Genomic DNA, 19,537 nt, shown 5'->3' on the forward strand with positions numbered 1-19,537 from the left:
TGAGAGCCGGCCACCGAAGATGACACCGGGGCAGGCGCGCTCATCCGCCCGCGCGCAGCTTGGCGCAGTCAACCGCGTCGCGCGCCGGTAGCCCGATGGCCTTGAACTGAGCCGTCGTCATGCCGAGCGTCTGGTTGACGTTTTCGGTCTTGGCCACCATCTTGCTGGTCATGTTGCCATCCGGCCCATCGACCACTTCGTTGACGAAGACCGTCCCGGTCGCCTGCCGGTTTTCGTTCAGCGTGATCTTGCCGACAGGGCTGTCGAGTTGAAGCTTGTTCAGGGCCTCCTTGAACTTCGCCTGCCCGTTCGATAGATCGCCCCCGGCCGCCTGGAGCCCTTTGATGGCGGCGAGCGTGGCCGTGTAGTAGCCCAGACCGAATAGCGAAGGCGATGGGAAGCGATCTTTGGCGGGGAAGCCTTCCTGATAGAGCTTCACATACGCGGTCCATGCCGGGTCGGTATTGTCGGTGGCGAAGGGGCCAGAGGTCGGCGTGCCCTTCAGCACGTCCTTCGCTTTACCTTTCGCCGTCAGAACCGTCTGGTCGGCCATGATGGTGCCGCCGATCAGGCGGGTCTTTTCACCGGCCTGCTGATATTGATTGAGGAAGTTGATCGCATCCGTGCCGCCAAGGCCCAGATAGATCGCATCCACATTGTCCGGCAGCTGCGCGATGATCCCGCCGAAATCCGATTGGCCGAGCGGCTGCCAGAACCGCTGGACGATGTCGCCGCCCGACTTGCAGAAATCCACCGCGAAGCCCATGAAGTTCGTGTAGCCGAACGAGTAATCGGCTGCGATCGTTGCCACGCGCTTCCAGCCCTTCTTCTTCACGACGTAGCTGCCGAGGCCGAAGCCCCATTGCGAGCCGTCGAGGTTGAAGCGGTAGAAGTTCGGCGCGGGATCGACCCAGGTCGTCTCGAGCGCGCCGGAAATGCCGTTGATCACCACCTTGTCCGGGATGGTCTTGGCGAAATCGCGCATGGCAATACCTTCCGAGCCGGAAAGCGGGCCGATGATGAGGTCGACCTTGTCCTGCTCCACAAGCTTGCGAGCCATACGGACCGTTGTGTCGGGTTTGGTATCCGTCGGAGCGACGACGGTTTCGATCTTCTTGCCGGCAATGGTGTGGTTCACCTGTTTGAGAGCCAGTTCGACATTTCGGACACCATCCTGGCCACCGGCCGCGAAGGCGCCTTCCAGCGCCACCAGAATGCCGATCTTGATGGTACCGCTTTGGGCGAGAGCTGAGCCGGGCAGCATAAGGGCGGCCACCGCGACGGCGCCAAGCAAAGACTTGCGCATTGTTGTTCCTCCCTGCGACGCGGAAGAGAGAATCCGGCAATCACGCCGGACCTTCCTCATAAGCGTCTCCTAACGCGCCCCTCGCGGGCGCCTTCAGCAAAGCTGCCGATCAAAGTCCACGCCGCCAATATCCAAGCGTCTCATTTTCGCGGGGCTGCCATGTGCGGGGAGCGCGCATAGGCCGTCCTCCGCCAAGGCACGAACAGGCGGAGCCGCAACGACCGCACGCGCAACGCGCTCAGGAGATATCGATCGGATAGCCATAGCGGCACCGGTGCGAACGCAGCGGTGCTGATCCGTCCGTTGCCCCGGATTCACATCGCGCCGGTTCAGAACGCCTGCGGCGAATTTGGCTGACCGAACGGGAGTGGCCTCTTGTCGACATGATGCAGCGTACTGTCGCGGGCAACGCCAATCGCGACAGCGCTCCTGTCGTATTCAACGTATACCGCGAAGGTGACATCCTTCCTGAAATCGGAATTTCCCAAATCGGGACTGGTGATCTCGTTACCGTCGATCAGAAGCTGATTTGCGAAATGCCCGACCTCGATCCCAAACCGCGCAGCCTCCTTGCCGAACCGCGACGGAGCCCTCACCACATTCCCGGAAATTTCTGCGCGGCGGAGCGAGCTCTCAGGCTCACCGTCCCTCCACGACAGATCGACCCCGCCCGTTCCGAAGCTCGCGGCGCCATTGTGCCCTCCCCGTGCACAACGATCCGCCCCTTGTCCCGCACCAGGATTCGATCCGGCAACTGATGCTCGCCCGACATGAAGCTGACACTGCCGTCCCGTTTTGCGGGATGCTGTCAAAAGCCGCTTGCACGTCGTCGCCCGGCGTAACGATGACGGTGCAGAGGCCACCCCGGCGGGCGCACAAGGCATCGATCGCATCCTGCACCGTCTCGACCTGTGGCCCGAACGCACATGCTGGGCGATTGCCCGGAGAGAATCCGCGCGCCCTCCTTGACCGCCATCGCCTCGAATGCCAGAAACTCCTTGCCAGCACGACGCCGCCAACCGGGCGAGACCATCGGGGAATGCCCCCGGGGTGCATCGTCGGAATCCGACATATGGGCAACGAGAGCCCGGGTCTGCAGCCGCGCGCCGCATCGCAACCAGGCGGCAGCGGTGATCGATGCCATGTCTGCCTCATCAGGCAGCATGAGCCGTTGCACTACGAGGACCAAGCGATAACGACAGGAGCCGAGTGAAAATGTTCGACTTTGATCGCGTGATCGACCGCCGCGGCACGCACGCCACCAAGTGGGACAATATGGCGAAGCTGTCGGGCATTGACGCGCCGGACGCGATCCCGATGTGGGTCGCGGACATGGATTTCGCCGCGCCGCCCGGCGTGACGGAGGCGCTCATGGCAATGGCCCGGCGCGGTGTCTATGGCTACTATGGCGACACCGGGAGCTGGGCCGCCGCGTTCGCCGAATGGATGCAGCGCCGGCACAATCTCGCGGTGGACCCCGCCTGGGTGAGCCCGACGCCGGGCGTCGTCGCGGGCCTCGGCCTCATTCTGCAGGCGGCTAGCGCACCGGGCGACGAAGTGGTGGTGTTCCCGCCCGCCTATCACGCCTTTCGCCGGATCATTGTTGCCAACGAGCGGCGCATTCTCGATGCGCAGCTGGTCGAGAGCAACGGCCGCTATGCCATGGATCTCGACGCACTGCGCGCCAAGCTGACGCCAAGGACCAAGGTCGTGTTCTTCTGCAGCCCGCACAATCCCGGCGGCACTGTCTGGTCATCAGAGGAAATCCGCGCGCTGGCGCGCTTCTGCATCGAGCACGATCTCTTGCTCGTGTCGGACGAAATCCACAGCGACCTCGTGTTCGCCGGCCCCAGGCATACGCCCACCCTGACCGCCGCGCCCGAGATCGCCGACCGCCTCGTCACCACCTTTGCGGCGACCAAGACCTTCAATCTGGCTGGCGCCCATGTCGGCGCCTGCGTCACCTCCAACGCCGCGCTGAAGCGCGCCATCGACGCGCGCATCATGGCGAGCGGGCTCGGCTCCTACAACAGCTTCGGGATGATCGCGACCGAGGCGGGCTGGCGCACGGGCGATGCTTGGCTCGATGCACTGCTGGCGTATCTGACGGTGAGCCGCGACCTGTTCGACCGGCGCATCGAAGCAGCGGTACCCGGCGCGCGCTCGATGCGGCTCAATTCCACCTATCTGGCCTGGGTGGATTTTTCCGGCACCGGCCTGCCGCCCGACGAGGTCGCCGATCGCGTGAAGAGCCGGGCGCGGGTATTTGCCAGCCCCGGCCCGCAGTTCGGACCGGGCGGAGAATCCTGGCTGCGCTTCAACTTTGCCACACCGCGGCCGATCCTGGAGGAAGCGCTGGGCCGGCTGGACGAGGCGTTCAGCGATTTGCGGACCGGCAGGTAGCCGGCACACATTTGAATGGATCCGTTTGAATGGATCCGTCGCACTACGCGACAGATCCGCCGAAGCCATCGACCGCATCACGTGAATCGTGATCCTCAGCGAGCCGGATTGGCGCAACCATGGCACGTCGACTGTTCCGGTTGCGACTACTTCGGCAAAGCCGGCTTTCGGACGAGTTCATCAACTGCCTTCAAGACCAGATTTTCGCTGCCCGCAACATTGCCGATCACGCCGGCATACACTGTGTCATTCCGCTTCAGTTCGGCGATCAACCTTGGACGCATCACGGGCGCCGTGCATGCCCTCGCCGGAGAACATCCCGACCACGACGGCGGGGCCTTGAACGATTTTTTCACGCGGTTGCTCAGGATTCGACAACCTCGCGCAGCGCCGCCAGGAAGGCGGCGCGGTCGAGATGATGCTCGCCGCAGGCGTCTTCCACGGTATGAAAGCATGCGATAGGACAGCCAACACACCCCATCTTGAAATCGAGAAAGATGCGGATGGTCGCCGGCCAGTCGTTCATAACGTCATGCACCAGATCGTCGAAGCCAATCGGCATGAACTCCTCCCTGGTACATTACGCCCGTGGCGCGCTCGTTCGGTCTTTGCTCAAGCGCAACCTTCGCGGCGATTTCGCCCCGCGCGCATCGCGCCGGGACATCCGCCGTCGTTTTGCGATGCGAGACGAAAGACAGCAGCAGATCGCAGACCAGCTTGCGCTTTTCGGGATCGCCCATGTCGTTGCGGCCACACACCTGCTTCGGCGCCGGACACCCTCGTCATGAAGTTGTGGTTGAGCGCGTCGGACAGAAGCAAGCAGGTCGACAACAGCTTCGCGATGCTCCCGACGTCAGTTACACTGCTCTATGCCGCAATCGAAAGCAGCACGCGGACGCCAGAAGTGACCAGATCAAGAATCCCGGCTCAAGCCGGCGGTCCTGCTATTTCAAGTGCTTGAAAGGCTTGGTGGGCGCACCAGGGCTCAAACCTGGGACCCGATGATTAGGAGTCTGACGTTTACGACGTTATTTCAAAGGCTTAGCCGTAAACCCCTTCCAACCCTTCAAAATCGATGCCGGTTTCGTAGTCTAGTCCAGGCCAGGCTATTGAAATCATTAGGCTCTGTTACCAGAGCTCCACCCAAAAAGCCCGGAAGCCGCAAAGCTAAGTGCGAGCATTCCTTTAAGCGGCGACGTCAAGAGACCTCGAAGGAGCGACCGGACGTCACGGCTTGCCGTTTCATCAAACGGTCATCGGATTTGCGTTCTATCTGCGGCGTGCCCTGAGCACCGGTTCCCATAACGCTTCGGTCAGATCACGAACACAGGAGTTGAGCAGTGTCGGCAAATGCCTTGGAGACAACCGAAAAGTCGCAACCACGCGACGTTTCAGACGCCAACGTACTGTCGGCGGTCAATTGGGACGACTCCAAGATGGCCACTCACTTTGCCAATGTGGTCAATATTCAAAGCACGCTCGAGCAGGTCGACCTGTTCTTCGGCACCAACCAGACATGGAATGTCCCGAGCGATCGCCGCGTCCAGGTCGAACTCAACAACCGCATCATCCTGAGTCCTCACGCGGCGAAGCGACTGTGGCTCGCTCTGGGTGGCGTTCTGGAGGGTTACGAGGCTCGCCATGGTGAGCTTCGGGTAGATGGCCGCTGAACCACCGACGTCAACTTCTACTTTTCCGGGTCTTGAATGCATGACACATCCCGATCATGCGCAACAGCCTGCGTAGAAGTCAGACTGATCGTCTAAACGATTGCGTGACTCGACATGAGGCTTCCTGGCTCCGCTGCCTTACCGGCCTCGGATGGCACTCCGCCTGCCCACGACGGGAGTCAGGTGCCGGTGCTCGAACCGGTGCTTTGGAAACAACTCGGCGAGGCCTCCGACTTCAAGGCGTTCTGCGATAGCTGGCTTGCACTGCAATGCGGGCTGATCGGGAATGTTGCTGGCGGCCTGGTCGTTGCCGGACAGGATCTCGCCGGGACTCCGCTGGCGGTCAGGCCACCGAACTGGACGGCGTTCTGGCTCGCCGATGCAATCAGACTCGCCGCGGAGCAGCAGCGGGGGGTCGCACATTACGATCACTCCGGTCCGGAAGCGACCTCCGACGGTCAGCGGGCCGGCTTTGCCTTTCCGGTCATCGTCGACGGCAAGCTGTGCGCGGTCGCTGCGATCGAACTCCACGGCACGAGCGAGTCGCAAGCCCGGGCGGCGATGCGGCAGTTGCAGTGGGGGGTTGCGGGCCTGCGCGAATACCTGCTGCGGGCGGGACGCGACGCCACCGCGCAGCAGGAGCATCAGGCCCGGAACGCGCTCGACATGCTATCGGTCGTGCTGGAGCAGGAACGCTTCGGCGCGGCGTGCCGCTCGTTCGTCACCGAACTCGCCGCGCGTTTCAAATGCGAACGCGTGAGCATCGGCTTCGTCAAGGCCGGCCATGCCGAGGTGGCGGCGATATCGCACAGCGCGCAGTTCGGCCGCCATATGAATTTGGTTCGCCTGGTCGGCGTCGCGATGGACGAAGCGCTCGACCAGCGCGCATTGATCCTCCATCCACCCTCCTCCGACGAGTTGAACGTGACACGCTCCCATGCCGAGCTGGCGCAGAGTTGCGGGGCTGTGGCCGTCCTGACGATCCCGCTGTTCGTCAGCGATCGCTTCATCGGCGCCATCACATTCGAGCGCGCCGTTGATGTCGGCTTCGACGCCGCGACGATTGCCGTGCTGGACGGGATAGCTGCCACCGCCGGCCCGATCCTCGAAGAGAAGCGCCGGAACGACCGCTGGCTGATCGTCAAGGCTGGCGAAGCGTCGTGGAGCCTGATCACCAGCCTGCTCGGACCGCACTATGCCGCCCGCAAGCTCGCGGTCGTGGTGGCCGTCATGCTGGCGGCAATCGGTTATTTCTGGACCGGGCTGTACCGCGTCACCGCGGACGCCGTCGTCGAAGGCCGAATCCAACGATCCGTCGTTGCCCCGTTCAACGGTTTTGTACTCGAGGCCCAGGCGCGCGCCGGCGACACCGTGCATGCCGGGCAAATACTCGCGCGCCTGGACGATCGCGACCTCATTCTCGAACGCCTGAAATGGATCACCGAGCGCCAGCGCAAGGTGCTCGAGTTCGAAAAGGCGATGGGCGATCGCAATCGCGCCGAGCAAAAGATATCGACCACGCAGATCGAACAGGCCGATGCGCAAATTCACCTGGTGGACGAGCAATTGTCCCGCGCGCGGCTCACCGCGCCATTCGACGGCCTCATCATCGCCGGCGACCTGACCCAATCGATCGGCGCGTCGCTGCAACGCGGCCAGGAACTCTTTCAGGTTGCTCCGCTCGACAGCTACAGGGTCGTCCTCGATATTGACGAGACACAGATCGCCGAGATTGCACTCGATCAGAAAGGCCAGCTCGTCGTGTCCTCGCTGCCGGCAGAGAATTTCCCGCTGGTGGTCAGCAAGATTACGCCGGTATCGAGGGCTCATGACGGGCGCAACAGTTTCAAGGTCGAAGCCCGCCTGACGGACACCCCGGCCGGCTTGCGGCCGGGAATGCGCGGCGTCGGCAAGATCGACATCAATCAGCGACGCATGGTCTGGATCTGGACGCGATCGTTCCTCGACTGGGCATTGCTGACCGCATGGCGATGGTTCGGCTGAGGATCGAACGTGTCAAAGAGCCTTTACAGTCCGTCATGGTACCGGGTCAACGGAATGAAGCCCCGGCTGCGCGCGCACGCCGAGATCCACCGCCAGATATTTCGCGGCGATGTCTGGTATCTGCTCCAGGACCACCAGACCGGCCGCTTTCACCGAATTTCCCCGGCCGCGCACCTCGTGCTCTGCATGATGGACGGCCGGCGGACGGTCAACGACATCTGGACACGCGTCGGCGAAAAGCTCGGCGAGGATCAGCCAACGCAGGAAGAGATCATCCGGTTGCTCGCCCAGCTTCACGGCGCCGATCTCCTGGTTGGAACGCTCCCGCCCAATATGGAAGAGCTGAGCCAACGCGCCGATACCCATGTTCGGCGCGACTTCCTGATGCGGATCAAGAACCCGCTGGCGCTGCGGTTTCCCCTGTTCGACCCGGACCGGTTCCTGACCGCGACCCTTCCGGCGATGCGTCCGCTATTTGGCGTCGCCGGGCTGGTCGGCTGGATCATGCTGGTGGCGGCCGGCATTCTAATCGGCGCAATGAACGCCACCGCACTGGCCGGGAGCATCGACGACCAGTTGCTGTCGGCTCAAAATATCGCGCTGCTGCTTCTTGCCTACCCGCTGGTCAAGACGTTTCACGAATTTGGCCACGCCTACGCCGTCAAGGTCTTCGGCGGCGCCGTTCATGAAATCGGTGTAATGGTTCTGATCTTCATTCCCGTGCCCTATGTCGATGCTTCATCGTCGTCCGCGTTTCGAAATAAATGGCAACGGGCGGTGGTCGGGGCGGCAGGCATCATGGTCGAAGCCGGCCTGGCGGCGATCGCGGTCATGGTATGGGTCGCCGCCGAGCCCGGAATGGTGCGTGCGCTCGCGTTCAACGTCATCCTGATTGGTGGCGTATCGACCCTGCTGTTCAATGGCAATCCGCTGCTCAAATTCGACGGCTACTACGTCCTGTCGGATCTGGTTGAAATTCCGAACCTGGCAGGGCGCGCCAACAAATACGTCCTCTACCTGATTCAACGCTACGGCTTCGGCATCGACGGATTGACTTCGCCGGCGACCGCGCGCGGAGAGGCCGTCTGGTTCGTCTGCTATTCGCTGAGCGCGGCCGCCTATCGCATGTCGATCATGGTTACCATCGCGCTGCTGATCGCAAGCAAGCTGTTCTTCATCGGCATAGCGCTCGCGCTGCTGTCGGTGGGTACCAGCTTCGTCTGGCCGTTGATCCAGGCCGCGAGATTTCTGGCCGAAAGTCCATTGCTGCATCGGCGGCGCCAGCGCGCGATGGCGATCAGCGCAGGAGCGATGGCCGCGGCGTTGCTGCTGGTGCTGGCCGTTCCGCTGCCGCTCGCGACGATGGCTGAAGGCGTGATCTGGGTTGGCGAACAATCCACCGTTCGCGCGTTGTCGGACAGCTTCGTCGCCGGCATTCCGGCAGTGAGCGGCAGCCGGGTCGAAGCCGGCTCCACGCTGGTCGCCGGCGAGGACGCCACGCTGATCGATGCCACGGCGGTCCTCGATAAACAACTCGATGAAATGCGTTTGCGCCTTGAAGCGGCGATGCCGCGCGACATCGTCCAGGCCAACATCCTTCGCGAGCAGATCCTTCACCTGGAAGGCCAGCTGCAGCTCAGCCGGCGCCGGCTCGCCGATCTCGAATTGACGGCCTCGAAGGCCGGACAATTCCTGATGCTGGACGAAGCCGACCTGCCTGGCCGGTTTCTCCGCAAAGGCGACATCGTCGGCTACATCGTCGGCGAGGACGATCCGATCGTCCGGGTGGTGGTGCCCCAGAACGAGGTCGACCCGGTGCGCCGCAGCACCTTGAAGATCGAAGTTCGTCGCGCCGAGGATATCTATCATGTGCTGGCCGCGCGAATTCTGCGCGAAGTGCCGTCGGCTTCGGCGGAGATCCCGCATCTGGCGCTGAGCACCGCCGGCGGCGGGCAGGTCCTGCTCGATCCTTCGAAGACCGATCGTCCGAAGCCGCTGGAATCGCTGTTTCACTTCGATCTTCGTATTGCCGACGCCATCCCGCGATCGCGTCTCGGCGGAAGGGTGTACGTTCGTTTCGAGCATCCGCCGGAGCCGGTCGCATACCGCATCGGGCGTGCGGTCCGCCAGCTGTTCCTGAGGCAGTTCAGTGTCTGAGGTCCTTGACATCCGACGGCCGACGCTGCCGCGCCCGGTCTTCTTCGCGGAACGCACGGTGCCGCGCGAGACGACGCTGGATCTGTTTCTTCGTTCCCTGCAAGCACGGCTGGTGACGCCATTCGGCAGGCTCCGCGCGAAACGGCTCGGCCGCATCGTGGCCAGGGTGGATGCCCACGCCGCAGGCCTGAAAGAGCTTGACGACGATGCGTTGCGCGCACGGGCCCGCGATGTCCGTTTCACGCTGCGCCGCCATGCGGAACCCCGGCGTGACGATGTCGCCCTGTGCTTCGCAATCATCCGCGAGGCGGCAGGGCGCGTGTTGGGTCACCGTCATTTCGCCGTGCAACTGATCGGAGGCTACGCCTTGCTGCGAGGAATGGTCGCAGAAATGGGTACGGGCGAAGGCAAGACGCTGACCGTGACCCTGGCTGCGATCACCGCCGCGTTTTCGGGTCTCCCGGTTCACGTCGTCACGGTGAACGACTATCTCGCGAAGCGTGATCTCGAAATCCTCGGTCCTCTCTATGCGTTTTTCGGTTTGAGCGTCGGCAGCGTGGTCCAGGGCTTGACTCCCGATCAGCGGCGCGCCGCCTATGCCTGCGACGTCGCCTATTGCACCAACAAGGAGCTGGCCTTCGACTATCTGCGGGACATTCTCGCTCTCGGCAGCAGGCGCGGCCATTTGCGCTTCAAGGTCGGCGCGATGACCGGGGCGGACGATGCCGCATCGGGCGTGGTGCTGCGCGGGCTTCATTTTGCCATCGTCGACGAAGCCGACAGCGTGCTGGTCGATGAAGCCCGGACGCCGCTGATCCTGTCGCAAAAGGCGCTTGTCGACGAACAGGCCTTGATGTTCGGACAGGCGATCGAGGTCGCACGAACTCTCGATCCAGGCCCGGACTACCTGATATGGGAGAGCGATCGCAGCATCGTGTTGACCGCGGGCGCCATCAAACGATTGCGGCAGCTCGCAACCACGCTGGGCGGGCCGTGGCGCAACCGGGTCCACCGCGAGGAGTTGATCGTTCAAGCGCTGACCGCGATCCATCTGATGCGCCGCGACGAGCAATACATCGTACGCGACGGCAAGATCGAAATTGTCGATGAATATACCGGACGGGTCATGCCCGACCGCTTCTGGACCGACGGCCTGCATCAGATGATCGAATTGAAGGAAGATTGCGCGATGTCCGGCACGCGCGTGACGCTGGCCAGGATGACCTACCAGCGGTTCTTTCGTCGCTACCGGCGGCTGGCCGGTCTGACCGGCACCGCCCGCGAGATCGGGTCCGAGCTCTGGTGCGTATATCGGCTCGCCATTGCCCAGATCCCGCCGAACCGCCCGTCGCGGCGCCGGATTCTCCCCGGCCTTGTCGCTCCGGATCTCGAGACAAAATGGCGCCTGATCGCGCAGACGGCCGGCGAATTGTCGGCCCGCGGCGTTCCCGTTCTGATCGGAACACGATCCGTCGCGACGTCGCAGGCCGCGAGCGCGTACCTGACCGCCGCGCGGTTGCCCCATGTCGTATTGAATGCCGCTCAGGATGCGACGGAAGCGGAAGTCATCGCGGCCGCGGGCGAGGCGGAACGGATCACGATAGCAACCAACATGGCCGGGCGCGGCACCGATATCCGGCTGTCGGATCTGGCGAGAGACAACGGCGGACTTCACGTCATCATGTCGGAGACGCATGATTCAGGACGCATCGACCGTCAGCTTGCCGGACGTTCGGCCCGTCAGGGCGATCCGGGAGCCTTCATCCCGATTCTTTCGCTGCACGATTCCCTGCTGGACAATGCGTTCTCACGCTCTGAAAAGGTGATAGTGCGGATCGGCTATGCATTGTGCGGCGAACGCTTCGGACGCTGGGCGATGCGCCATGCACAACGCAGATCCGAGCGCCTGCATGCCAAGATGCGCAGCAGCCTGCGAAGAAGCGATGAAATCCTCGACCACGCCCTGGCGTTTTCTGGCAATTCGGAATAACCAAATGAACCGCTTCGTCAAGGCCTTCGCGATGCTCGCTGCATTGACCGGGAATGCGGCCGCCGAGCCTTCGTTCGACTGCGTGATCGATCCTTCGGAAGTCCTGAAACTGGGCAGCCCGATCACCGGAATCCTCGCCGAGGTTCTGGTCAAGCGGGGCGACATCGTCACCCGAGGGCAACCGATTGCAGTGCTGGAGTCCTCGGTCGAGACCTCGACGGTGCGGCTCAACCGCTTTCGTGCCGAAAGCACCGCGCGCATCGATGCGCAGACCGAGCGACTGACTCTCGCGCGCGCCCGGCTCGATCGCAACACGCAATTATTCGAACGCAAGATCGTCAGCCAGGACAAGTATGAAGAGCTTCGCGCCGAGGCTCGTGTCGCCGAACAGGATCTGCTTCGGGAGCGGCAGGAGCGACAGCTCTCACAGCTCGAACTCGAACGCTCGCAGGCCATTCTCGACCAGCGCACGATTCGAAGCACCATCGATGGAATCGTCAGCGACAAGAAGCTGTCGGCGGGCGAATTCGTCAACCAGGAAGGTTACATCGTCACGCTGGCCCGGCTGGATCCGCTGAATGTGGAAGTCTATCTGCCGGTCGGCTATTTCAGGCAGGTACGCGTCGGAATGCAGGTCACCGTATCCCCCGCGCCGCCGATCGCCAGCACCTACGCCGCCACGATCTCGGTGGTCGATCGGGTGTTTGATCCTGCGAGCGGAACGTTCGGTGTCCGGCTGTCGCTGCCGAATCCAGACAACCTCCTGCCTGGCGGACAGCGCTGCAAGGTTTCGTTCCCCTTCGAGACCGCGCAAGAACGCTAGCCGGAGCGCATCCGGTCCTGATCGAATCAGAACCGACGCTGGGGCTCCCGGCTTGATGCGTTTCCTCCGCGCGAACCGGTAGCCATCCCGCCCGGCCCTCACCGCCGGATCAATAGCCAGTCGGCGTCCCCATCGATCGCGTCACGTTGCCCGTGAAGGGTAATGTCGCGTTCGGACGTCACCAGCCAGTCATCAACCTCCTGCCAGGGAGAGCTGCAAGTGGCGGCCGGAACCCGGTACGGCGCAGCCAGCCAATCCCGGCTGTTGCCGGAAGCGTCCGGCTTCGCGCTGGGCACCGAACCAGCAGGGCCAGCCTGTTTGCGCCGAATGGCCTTCTCCAGCGAGCGGTCCAGCCGGAACGACATGGGTCCCATGGCTTCCCTGGCGACGATGCCCGCGCCGAACATCAGCGCCATGTCGGAGGTCGTCAACGGCCCTCTGCCAGGAGAGTTAGCGGCGGTCTGATGTTGCCGGGCCGGCAGCAGCGGCGCAGCATCGCCATGGCGCCTGTCGGAGGTCGGTTGCGGCGGAGACAGAGGATCAAGCGTCGCGGCCGTTTGCGGGTTGATCTCGTATGAGCCAATGACTTTGAGGTTTACGGCGTTGATAAAGCGCAGCCCGACCGGATTCACGGCAGCTTTGCCCGCATAGCTGTGGCTTGCAGAGAACCAGTAGTCGCCGTCTCTGATCTCGAGATCGCCAGTTGACGTCGTACCGTCCGACCAGCTGACGAGCATCGTCACCGCACCCGGCAATCCCGGATAGGAAATGCGACCACTGACCGTATCGATCTCGCCGTCAGCAGCCTCGGATCGGCCGAAAGCAAACTTGTCGATGCGCGGCGCCACGCCGCCTACTTCGAGCCGAAAGCGGGAAATCGACGTCAGTTCGTCGCGACCGTCGATCCCTTTCTTGAACGCCTTGACAACGACCTCGGTCTGGTTGCGGCCGTCGCCTTCCGACGAAGACAACGATCCGGTCGCAATTTCGTCGTCGCTGACGATATGGGGATAGGCATGGGCGACATCCACCGAACCGCCGCCGGGATTGGCGAGCGTCTGTCTGTTGCCGTCGCCCCAATCGATCTCGACCTTCGACAGATCCGCGCCGCCAAGTTCGGCGAAATTGAGCGGCAGCTGCACGGCGGATCCCTGCTCTGCGTACAGGAGGCCGATCCGCAGTCCGCCGCTGGCGACGTCATCCGGCTTGAATGTCGTGGATTGGAAAGAAGAATCCTGACTGGCCAGAACTGATCCCAGCAAACCTGACGATTGATCACCGCCCATTTTGCCGGTCAATGCCGACCCGGTATAGCCACCGGACGGATCGAACGTTATCAGCGTCACCGGCAGCTGCGCGGTCCCGACACCGGTGTCCTTGTCGGTGACTCCGACATTGATGACGTAATTGGAGATCGATGGAGCGAGGTAGGTATGCCTTGCACTGAAGGTTCGTTCCCCTGGCTGCAGGACCAGAACGTCCACTTCGCCATCGCCCCAATCGATCCTGACGGTTTCGCCATCCAGCACCCCGGCATCGTCGATCGTTCCTTCCAGCAGGAAACTCCTGTTGGCATACAGCTCGGGGTCAGCGACATGTATCGCGACCTTCGGCGCGATATTGACCACCTCGATCGGTATTGTCGACGTCCGGGCGCCGGTATCGTCGTCCGTCGCCGTCACCTTGATGCTGAGAATATCCCTGGGCGTGCCTGGCGGCGTATCGTCAAGGTAGCGGTGTGTCGCGATGAAGGTTCGCGTCACAGCATCATAGATCACCCTGGCGGCAGGATCGGATGTTGCCGTGCTGACGGTCGCGGTGCCATCGCCCCAATCGATCTCGATCTCCGAAACGGTATCGAGCGTCCCGATATCCGAAACATGGCCCGTCAGCACCACGACCACCTTGCCATCTTCCAGCACCGTGGTGTGGCTGAGTTTCAGGCCGTCGGCGGTCGGCGCAACATTGGCCACGGTGAGTATCGCAACCTTCCGGGACGAGGCGCCGTCGTTGTCCTCTGCAGTCACCGTAATGGTGTAATTATCCTTTGGTGTACCGCTCGGGTTGTCGTCGAGATATCGATGCGACAGCGTGAAGTGATGAAGCGTCGGATCGCGCGCGTCGGTGGTGACGACCGCCTGTTCCAACGCTCCGCCCTCACCCCAATCGATGCTTACCGTCTCGGTATCCCTGGCCCCCGGATCGATGAAGCTACCGCTGATGGTGGCTATGCCGTTCTCGTCGATGGTGATCGTCGGTGGTTGCGGACCGCCTGTGTTCGGGATTTGCGCCACAGCGACATTGTTGATCGCGATGTCGACAAAGATCGGCGCGACATTCTGCACCACGGCACTCACCGTCACCGTGTTGCTGTTGGCGCCGGCATCATCGGTGACGAAGGCCGAGACGACATAATCGGGCCGTCCGGCCGGATTGTCGGCATAGGTGTGGGTTGCCGCATAGGTACGGTGAACCGGATCGATCACGATGGTGCTGTTCGGATCGGTACTCGACATGACCGGGCTGCCGTCGCCCCAGTCGATCGACACGGTGTGACCATCAAGCGTTCCGGTATCGGTGTAGCTGCCGAACAGCATCACGCTGTCGCCTTCCTGCGAGATTACGGGCTGCACCGTCAGCGGACCCGCAACGGGCGCAACGTTGTCGACGTTTACCGCCAGCGTGGCCTTGGCGGCGGCAATCGCAACGATGCTGTCCTTGTCGAGGACGCTGATCGTGATGGAGTAGACACCATCCTGCAGGTATTGATGCGCGATATCGAAGTTCGATGTCCCGGCGGCGAGCTGGAACTGCTGAGTTGCGGTGCCGTCGCCCCAGTCGACGTTCAAGGTAAACGTATCCAGTACGCCGGGATCGGAGATCCTGCCGGTCACCCGGGTTGAGGCATTCTCGTCGATGGTCGGCGGAACGACCGCCGGATTCACCACAACGGCCGCCACGTTCGAAACGGTTACGGTCGGCCCCGCAGTCACGTAGCTGCCATTGTTGTCGGTCGCGCCGACGCTGATCGTGTAAACGCCGTTGTCGGCATAAACGTGGGTCGGCGTGATGTGATTGCCGTTCGGCGAGGCCGGATCGATCACGAAATGGCTGACGGTGTTGTCGCCCCAGTCGACATCCCACGATTTCAGGACATCGTCGCCGGGATCGGTCGCCTTGAGATCGAGCGTGAAGGTCGAACCTTCCTGCGAGGAACCCGTGGCAGCGCCGTTGTTGACAATGAGCGTCGGCGGGACGTCGACGACCGTGATCGACGTGAAGCCGTCGACGATGCCGCCATCCTTGTCCATGACCTGGCCGTGGACGGTGACCTTGCCGTCGTGCCGAAGCAGCGACCCGTTGACCGTGAAGGTCGCGGCGTTCTGGAATCCGCTGTCGAAGCTGCCGTTATCATCGAAGAAGCGGTAACGCAGACCGGTAGCGTCGACCGACGACGCGTCGGACGCGCCCGAGATCGAGATCGTCGCCGCTTGACCTTCGTTGACCGTCGGCGCTGTGAAATTTCCAAATGTCGGTACTGCGTTGTCGACGACGACGCTGAAGGATATCGGACCGGTTGCGACGGTTCCGCCGCCGCTGACGGCTTCATAATTGGCGGTTACGGTCGCGCCGTAGGCCTTGCCGACGGCAGTTCCATCGTTGATGCCGAGCGCCTGCAGTTCGGTCCAGGACAGCGTGACCGACGATTGGGTTCCGGCAAGCGTGTGGCCGTTGAGAACCCAGGTGAAGCTGCTAGGTGCTCCGCTTGCGGTCGCCGTCAGTGTCAGATCTTCGCCTTCCCTGCCCCGCGGCGCCACGACCTGCGGTGCAAGCACCCCGACTGTCACGACGAACGCGGAAGACGGGGTGCCCGACGGAGTGGTGTCCTTGTCGAGCTCGTAGAGATAGATCGTTGCCAGGCCGGGCTTGAGATAGACGTGGCTGGCGCTCGCCGTCGTTGCGCCAAATGTCTCGACCTCACCGTCTCCCCAGACGACGCGCCAGGCCAGAGGAACGTCCTTCGGCGAAGGATCGATAGCGGAAAATACGATGGTGTAGGTGGCGCCGACATTGGTGGTGTGAGCACCCGCGATACCGACGACGGGCGGTGTATCGTTGACCCGCACCTGGGCGAACGCGGTCGTCGACAGATTGTCCTCATTGGTCGCGCGAACCGCGATGGTATAGACTCCGCTGGCTCCGAGGTTGTCGCCGAGGCCGAAATCCCTGAGCCGCGTCCAGGGGATCGTCACCTGGTAGACGCCGGTGCCGGGACCGGTCTCGGTTGCCTCGACTTCGCCGAACTGACCGTCGCCGTCGATATCGAACACGACACGCCCTGACAGCCGGCCGGTCGATCCATTGGGTCGCACGGTAACCGACAGCGTGAGGCCGGCTCCTTCCGAGATCGTGTACAGGGATGAACTGAACTGGGCGGTCGGGGATGAAAGAACGCGCAGACCCTCGAACGTATCGTAGGTGACGGCTCCATAAGTCGTCGTGTTGCTGTGCAGGCGAAGCTGGCCTGAATTGGGCGACGGCGCCGTCACGGCGAATGTGCCGGTGCTGTCGGTGCGGTAATCGATGGTCGCAAGCGGGTCCTGCGGATCGACGATCAATGTATCGCCGGGCAAGGACGCCGGGTCGTCGCCGTGCAGCGTGGTTACGGAGCTGGATGGCAGGTTGGCGATGGCAATTCGAACGGTATCGTTGCCGGCATCGCCGGAGACGACGGTCGTGGCGCTGCTGCCGACGCGCCCGATGACGATCTGGTCGTTGTCGGCGCCGCCGTTGACCGCGGTCGTGGCATTATTGCCGGTATTCTGGACGTCGATGGTGTCTTGGCCGGCGCCGCCATTGACCGTGATGCCGTCCGCGGCAGTCTTCGCATTGGTCACGCGCAGATCGAGGAAGTCGTTATCGTCGCCGAGGTTGATTGTCGTTGCGTTGATATAATCATCGACCACGACACGATCGTCGCCGCCATTGGTATCGATCGTCGTCGATCGGACGATGCCCGGCGGGGCGGACACGATGGTAACGGTGTCGCTACCCCCGGCGGTCGACAGCGCCAGACCTTCGATGCCGGAATATTCCGTCACGAACGAAGCCGGCGGCGGCTGCGTCAGGCTCACATCGAACGAGGCAAGGCCGCCTCGATCGGTGGCGCTTCCGAGCGAGCCGACATAGACCTTCAAGCCGGTCAGCACGTTGTCGACGTCGTAGGTCGCCCCGAACGCCAGCGAGGTCGGGACACCCAGTCCCTGGATGCCGCCGACATTGTCACGCACCACCTGCGCGAAGACCAGTTTTCCTGTCGTCGTGCTGCGCTGGAACACCGCGAGGGTGTCACCCGAGCCGCCGACGGCGATCACGTATTTGCCGTCGGGGGTCACCGCGACTTCGGTCGGGCCGGACAGGCCGCGCACACCATCGGTGCCGTTGTGCAGCGTCTCGACCAGCACAAGCGGCTGCGCCGCGGCCGTCACCTGATAAACCGACAGCGTATCGCCGCTCCGGCTCGTCACGTAGATGAATTTGCCGTCCGGGCTCACCGCCACATCGGTTGCGCCGAACAACCCATCGAGGTTGCCGGCAAGCGTTTGCACCAAGGTGTTGGTACCATCGACCACCCGCAAGCTGTTGCTGGTGCCGTCGACGAAATAGCTGAAGCTGCCCTGATGCACGCCTTCGGACGCAGCGCTGCTGCTGCCGCCGGTGGCGTTGAGCGTCAACGACCCGTCGGTATGGAGCGAATAGCTTCGCACCCCCGCGGTGCCGGTGGTGGTGACGGTGCCGGCCACACCAGGGGTCCCGCTTACCGCGTCGTAGCGGATGCTGTCGAAATAGCCGGCGCCGTCCACGCGCGTGCCAATGAAGGTCAGGTCGCCATCCGCGTTCAGGCTGAATGTCGACAAGGCTCCGGTTGTAGCACTGGCGGTGACGGCAAAACCGCCGCCGACCGCGATACTGGACACGCCCGTGAGCCCGTAGCTCGCATTGGTTCCGGATCCTTCGGCAAACAGCTGGCGCTGCGAACCATCGGCGGTATTGATCGCCACCAGCGCATTGCGCGCCGAGGACACACCATAGATGTGGCTAGCCGTCGAATCCGCCGCGATCGCGTCGAAGCCGTTGAACGTCGGCGTGTTGAGCACCGGGCGGGCAGCCATGATATACTGCGTGCCATTGTCGTTGATGGACTGGTTCGCGATCGTGGTCGCGGCGCCGGTCACCGTGGTCGAAATCGACACCGTGACGCGCTGGGCGGCCTCGGGAATCAGCACCGCCCAAACCTGGCCAGGCGCCAGGGTCGTCAACACCTGGTCGGTACCAATGCCGCGCGTATGCAGGTATTGCGCGACGCCGCTATCGATGGCGAACGTCGGCAGGCTGAGATTGATGCTCGAAACGTTGGCTATCACCAGCATATCGTAGCCGGTGTAATCGAGATCAAACTCGCTGCCGGTGACACCGTGCTCGAACCGCATCACCGCAAGCAGGCTTCCGGTCGGCGCCGATTGCTGGCCGGATGTGACGGGATCGAAGTCGATGGCGCTTGCCGAGAGCCCGGAGATGATGCCGAAGGCGTCGGCTCCGCCGGCGATTCCATACATGGTCGGTGTGAGGCCGCCGGTATAGATATTGCTCGCGGTGGGACCGGTGGTGAATATCTGATCCTCGGCGACAACGCCGCCCGCCGGCTGGCCGCCAATGCCGGTGATGACATTGCCGGTTTGCGTGAGCGAGGTATTGCTGCCGAGAATGAACCGGCCGTCGCCGCCGTTCGGAGCCTTCGACGACCCGCTGCCCCCGCCCTCGCCGCCGTCGGTGGTGATGCTGGCGCCGCCGGCGCTGAGATTGGTCGCAACGATCTTGATGGTGCCGCCCGCGCCGCCGGCGCCATCGCCGCCGCTGCCGCCGTTCCTGCCGTCGCCTCCGCTGGCGCCGGTAGCGCCCGAATTGCGCGAACTCTGACCGGTGTCGCCGGCCCCGCCGGTCAATTGATTGTTGGCGCCGCCGCTGCCCGTGGAGCCATCGCCGCCATCGGCGTTGAACAGGGCCGTACCGCCAATCGTCAGCCGGCCCTTGGCGACGATTTCCAGTGCGCCGCCACCGCCGCCGCCCACCCCGCCCGCGCCGCCGGTACCGCCGCGACCGCCACTGCCGCCGCCGCCACCGCC

9 protein-coding genes are annotated in these 19,537 nt (G+C 63.2%); 6 read left to right on the forward strand and 3 right to left on the reverse strand.

The annotated features are described in order from the left end of the window. Positions 1–40 precede the first annotated feature (40 nt). Positions 41–1,306, reverse strand: coding sequence for an ABC transporter substrate-binding protein (locus tag Q7U29_RS14100; protein ID WP_304742406.1), 1,266 nt, complete (start codon positions 1,304–1,306; stop codon positions 41–43). 1,215 nt (positions 1,307–2,521) lie between these two features. On the opposite strand from Q7U29_RS14100, the gene Q7U29_RS14105 reads away from it, so the two are divergent. After that, positions 2,522–3,709 (forward strand): MalY/PatB family protein, encoded by a 1,188-nt coding sequence (locus tag Q7U29_RS14105; RefSeq protein ID WP_304742408.1) that lies wholly within the window; start codon positions 2,522–2,524, stop codon positions 3,707–3,709. A gap of 364 nt (positions 3,710–4,073) precedes the next feature. On the opposite strand, the gene Q7U29_RS14110 is transcribed toward Q7U29_RS14105, so the two are convergent. Further along, on the reverse strand, positions 4,074–4,271 hold the full coding sequence (locus Q7U29_RS14110; protein ID WP_304742410.1) for a DUF1858 domain-containing protein: 198 nt from the start codon (positions 4,269–4,271) through the stop codon (positions 4,074–4,076). A gap of 778 nt (positions 4,272–5,049) precedes the next feature. Here Q7U29_RS14110 and Q7U29_RS14115 point away from each other — a divergent pair. The 5 genes from Q7U29_RS14115 (at position 5,050) to Q7U29_RS14135 (ending at position 12,353) form a co-directional block, all read left to right on the forward strand. Next, positions 5,050–5,379, forward strand: a complete 330-nt coding sequence (locus Q7U29_RS14115; RefSeq protein WP_304742412.1) for a DUF3467 domain-containing protein — start codon at positions 5,050–5,052, stop codon at positions 5,377–5,379. 183 nt (positions 5,380–5,562) lie between these two features. Further along, positions 5,563–7,383, forward strand: a complete 1,821-nt coding sequence (locus Q7U29_RS14120) for an HlyD family efflux transporter periplasmic adaptor subunit (RefSeq protein WP_304742414.1) — start codon at positions 5,563–5,565, stop codon at positions 7,381–7,383. A 9-nt stretch (positions 7,384–7,392) separates the two neighbouring features. Next, positions 7,393–9,540 carry a M50 family metallopeptidase gene (locus Q7U29_RS14125; RefSeq protein WP_304742415.1) on the forward strand — a complete coding sequence of 716 codons (2,148 nt, stop codon included), beginning with the start codon at positions 7,393–7,395 and terminating at the stop codon, positions 9,538–9,540. Continuing rightward, entirely contained in the window at positions 9,533–11,530 is a 1,998-nt protein-coding gene (locus tag Q7U29_RS14130) for a prepilin peptidase (RefSeq protein ID WP_304742417.1), read from the forward strand. Before Q7U29_RS14125 ends, Q7U29_RS14130 begins: the two co-directional genes overlap by 8 nt. Positions 11,531–11,534: 4 nt before the next feature. After that, positions 11,535–12,353 carry an efflux RND transporter periplasmic adaptor subunit gene (locus Q7U29_RS14135; RefSeq protein ID WP_304742419.1) on the forward strand — a complete coding sequence of 273 codons (819 nt, stop codon included), beginning with the start codon at positions 11,535–11,537 and terminating at the stop codon, positions 12,351–12,353. 98 nt (positions 12,354–12,451) lie between these two features. On the opposite strand, the gene Q7U29_RS14140 is transcribed toward Q7U29_RS14135, so the two are convergent. Beyond that, positions 12,452–19,483, reverse strand: coding sequence for a PKD domain-containing protein (locus Q7U29_RS14140; RefSeq protein WP_304742421.1), 7,032 nt, complete (start codon positions 19,481–19,483; stop codon positions 12,452–12,454). Between the last annotated feature and the right edge of the window lie 54 nt (positions 19,484–19,537).

This window comes from Bradyrhizobium sp., assembly GCF_030654605.1.
GTDB lineage: Bacteria > Pseudomonadota > Alphaproteobacteria > Rhizobiales > Xanthobacteraceae > Bradyrhizobium.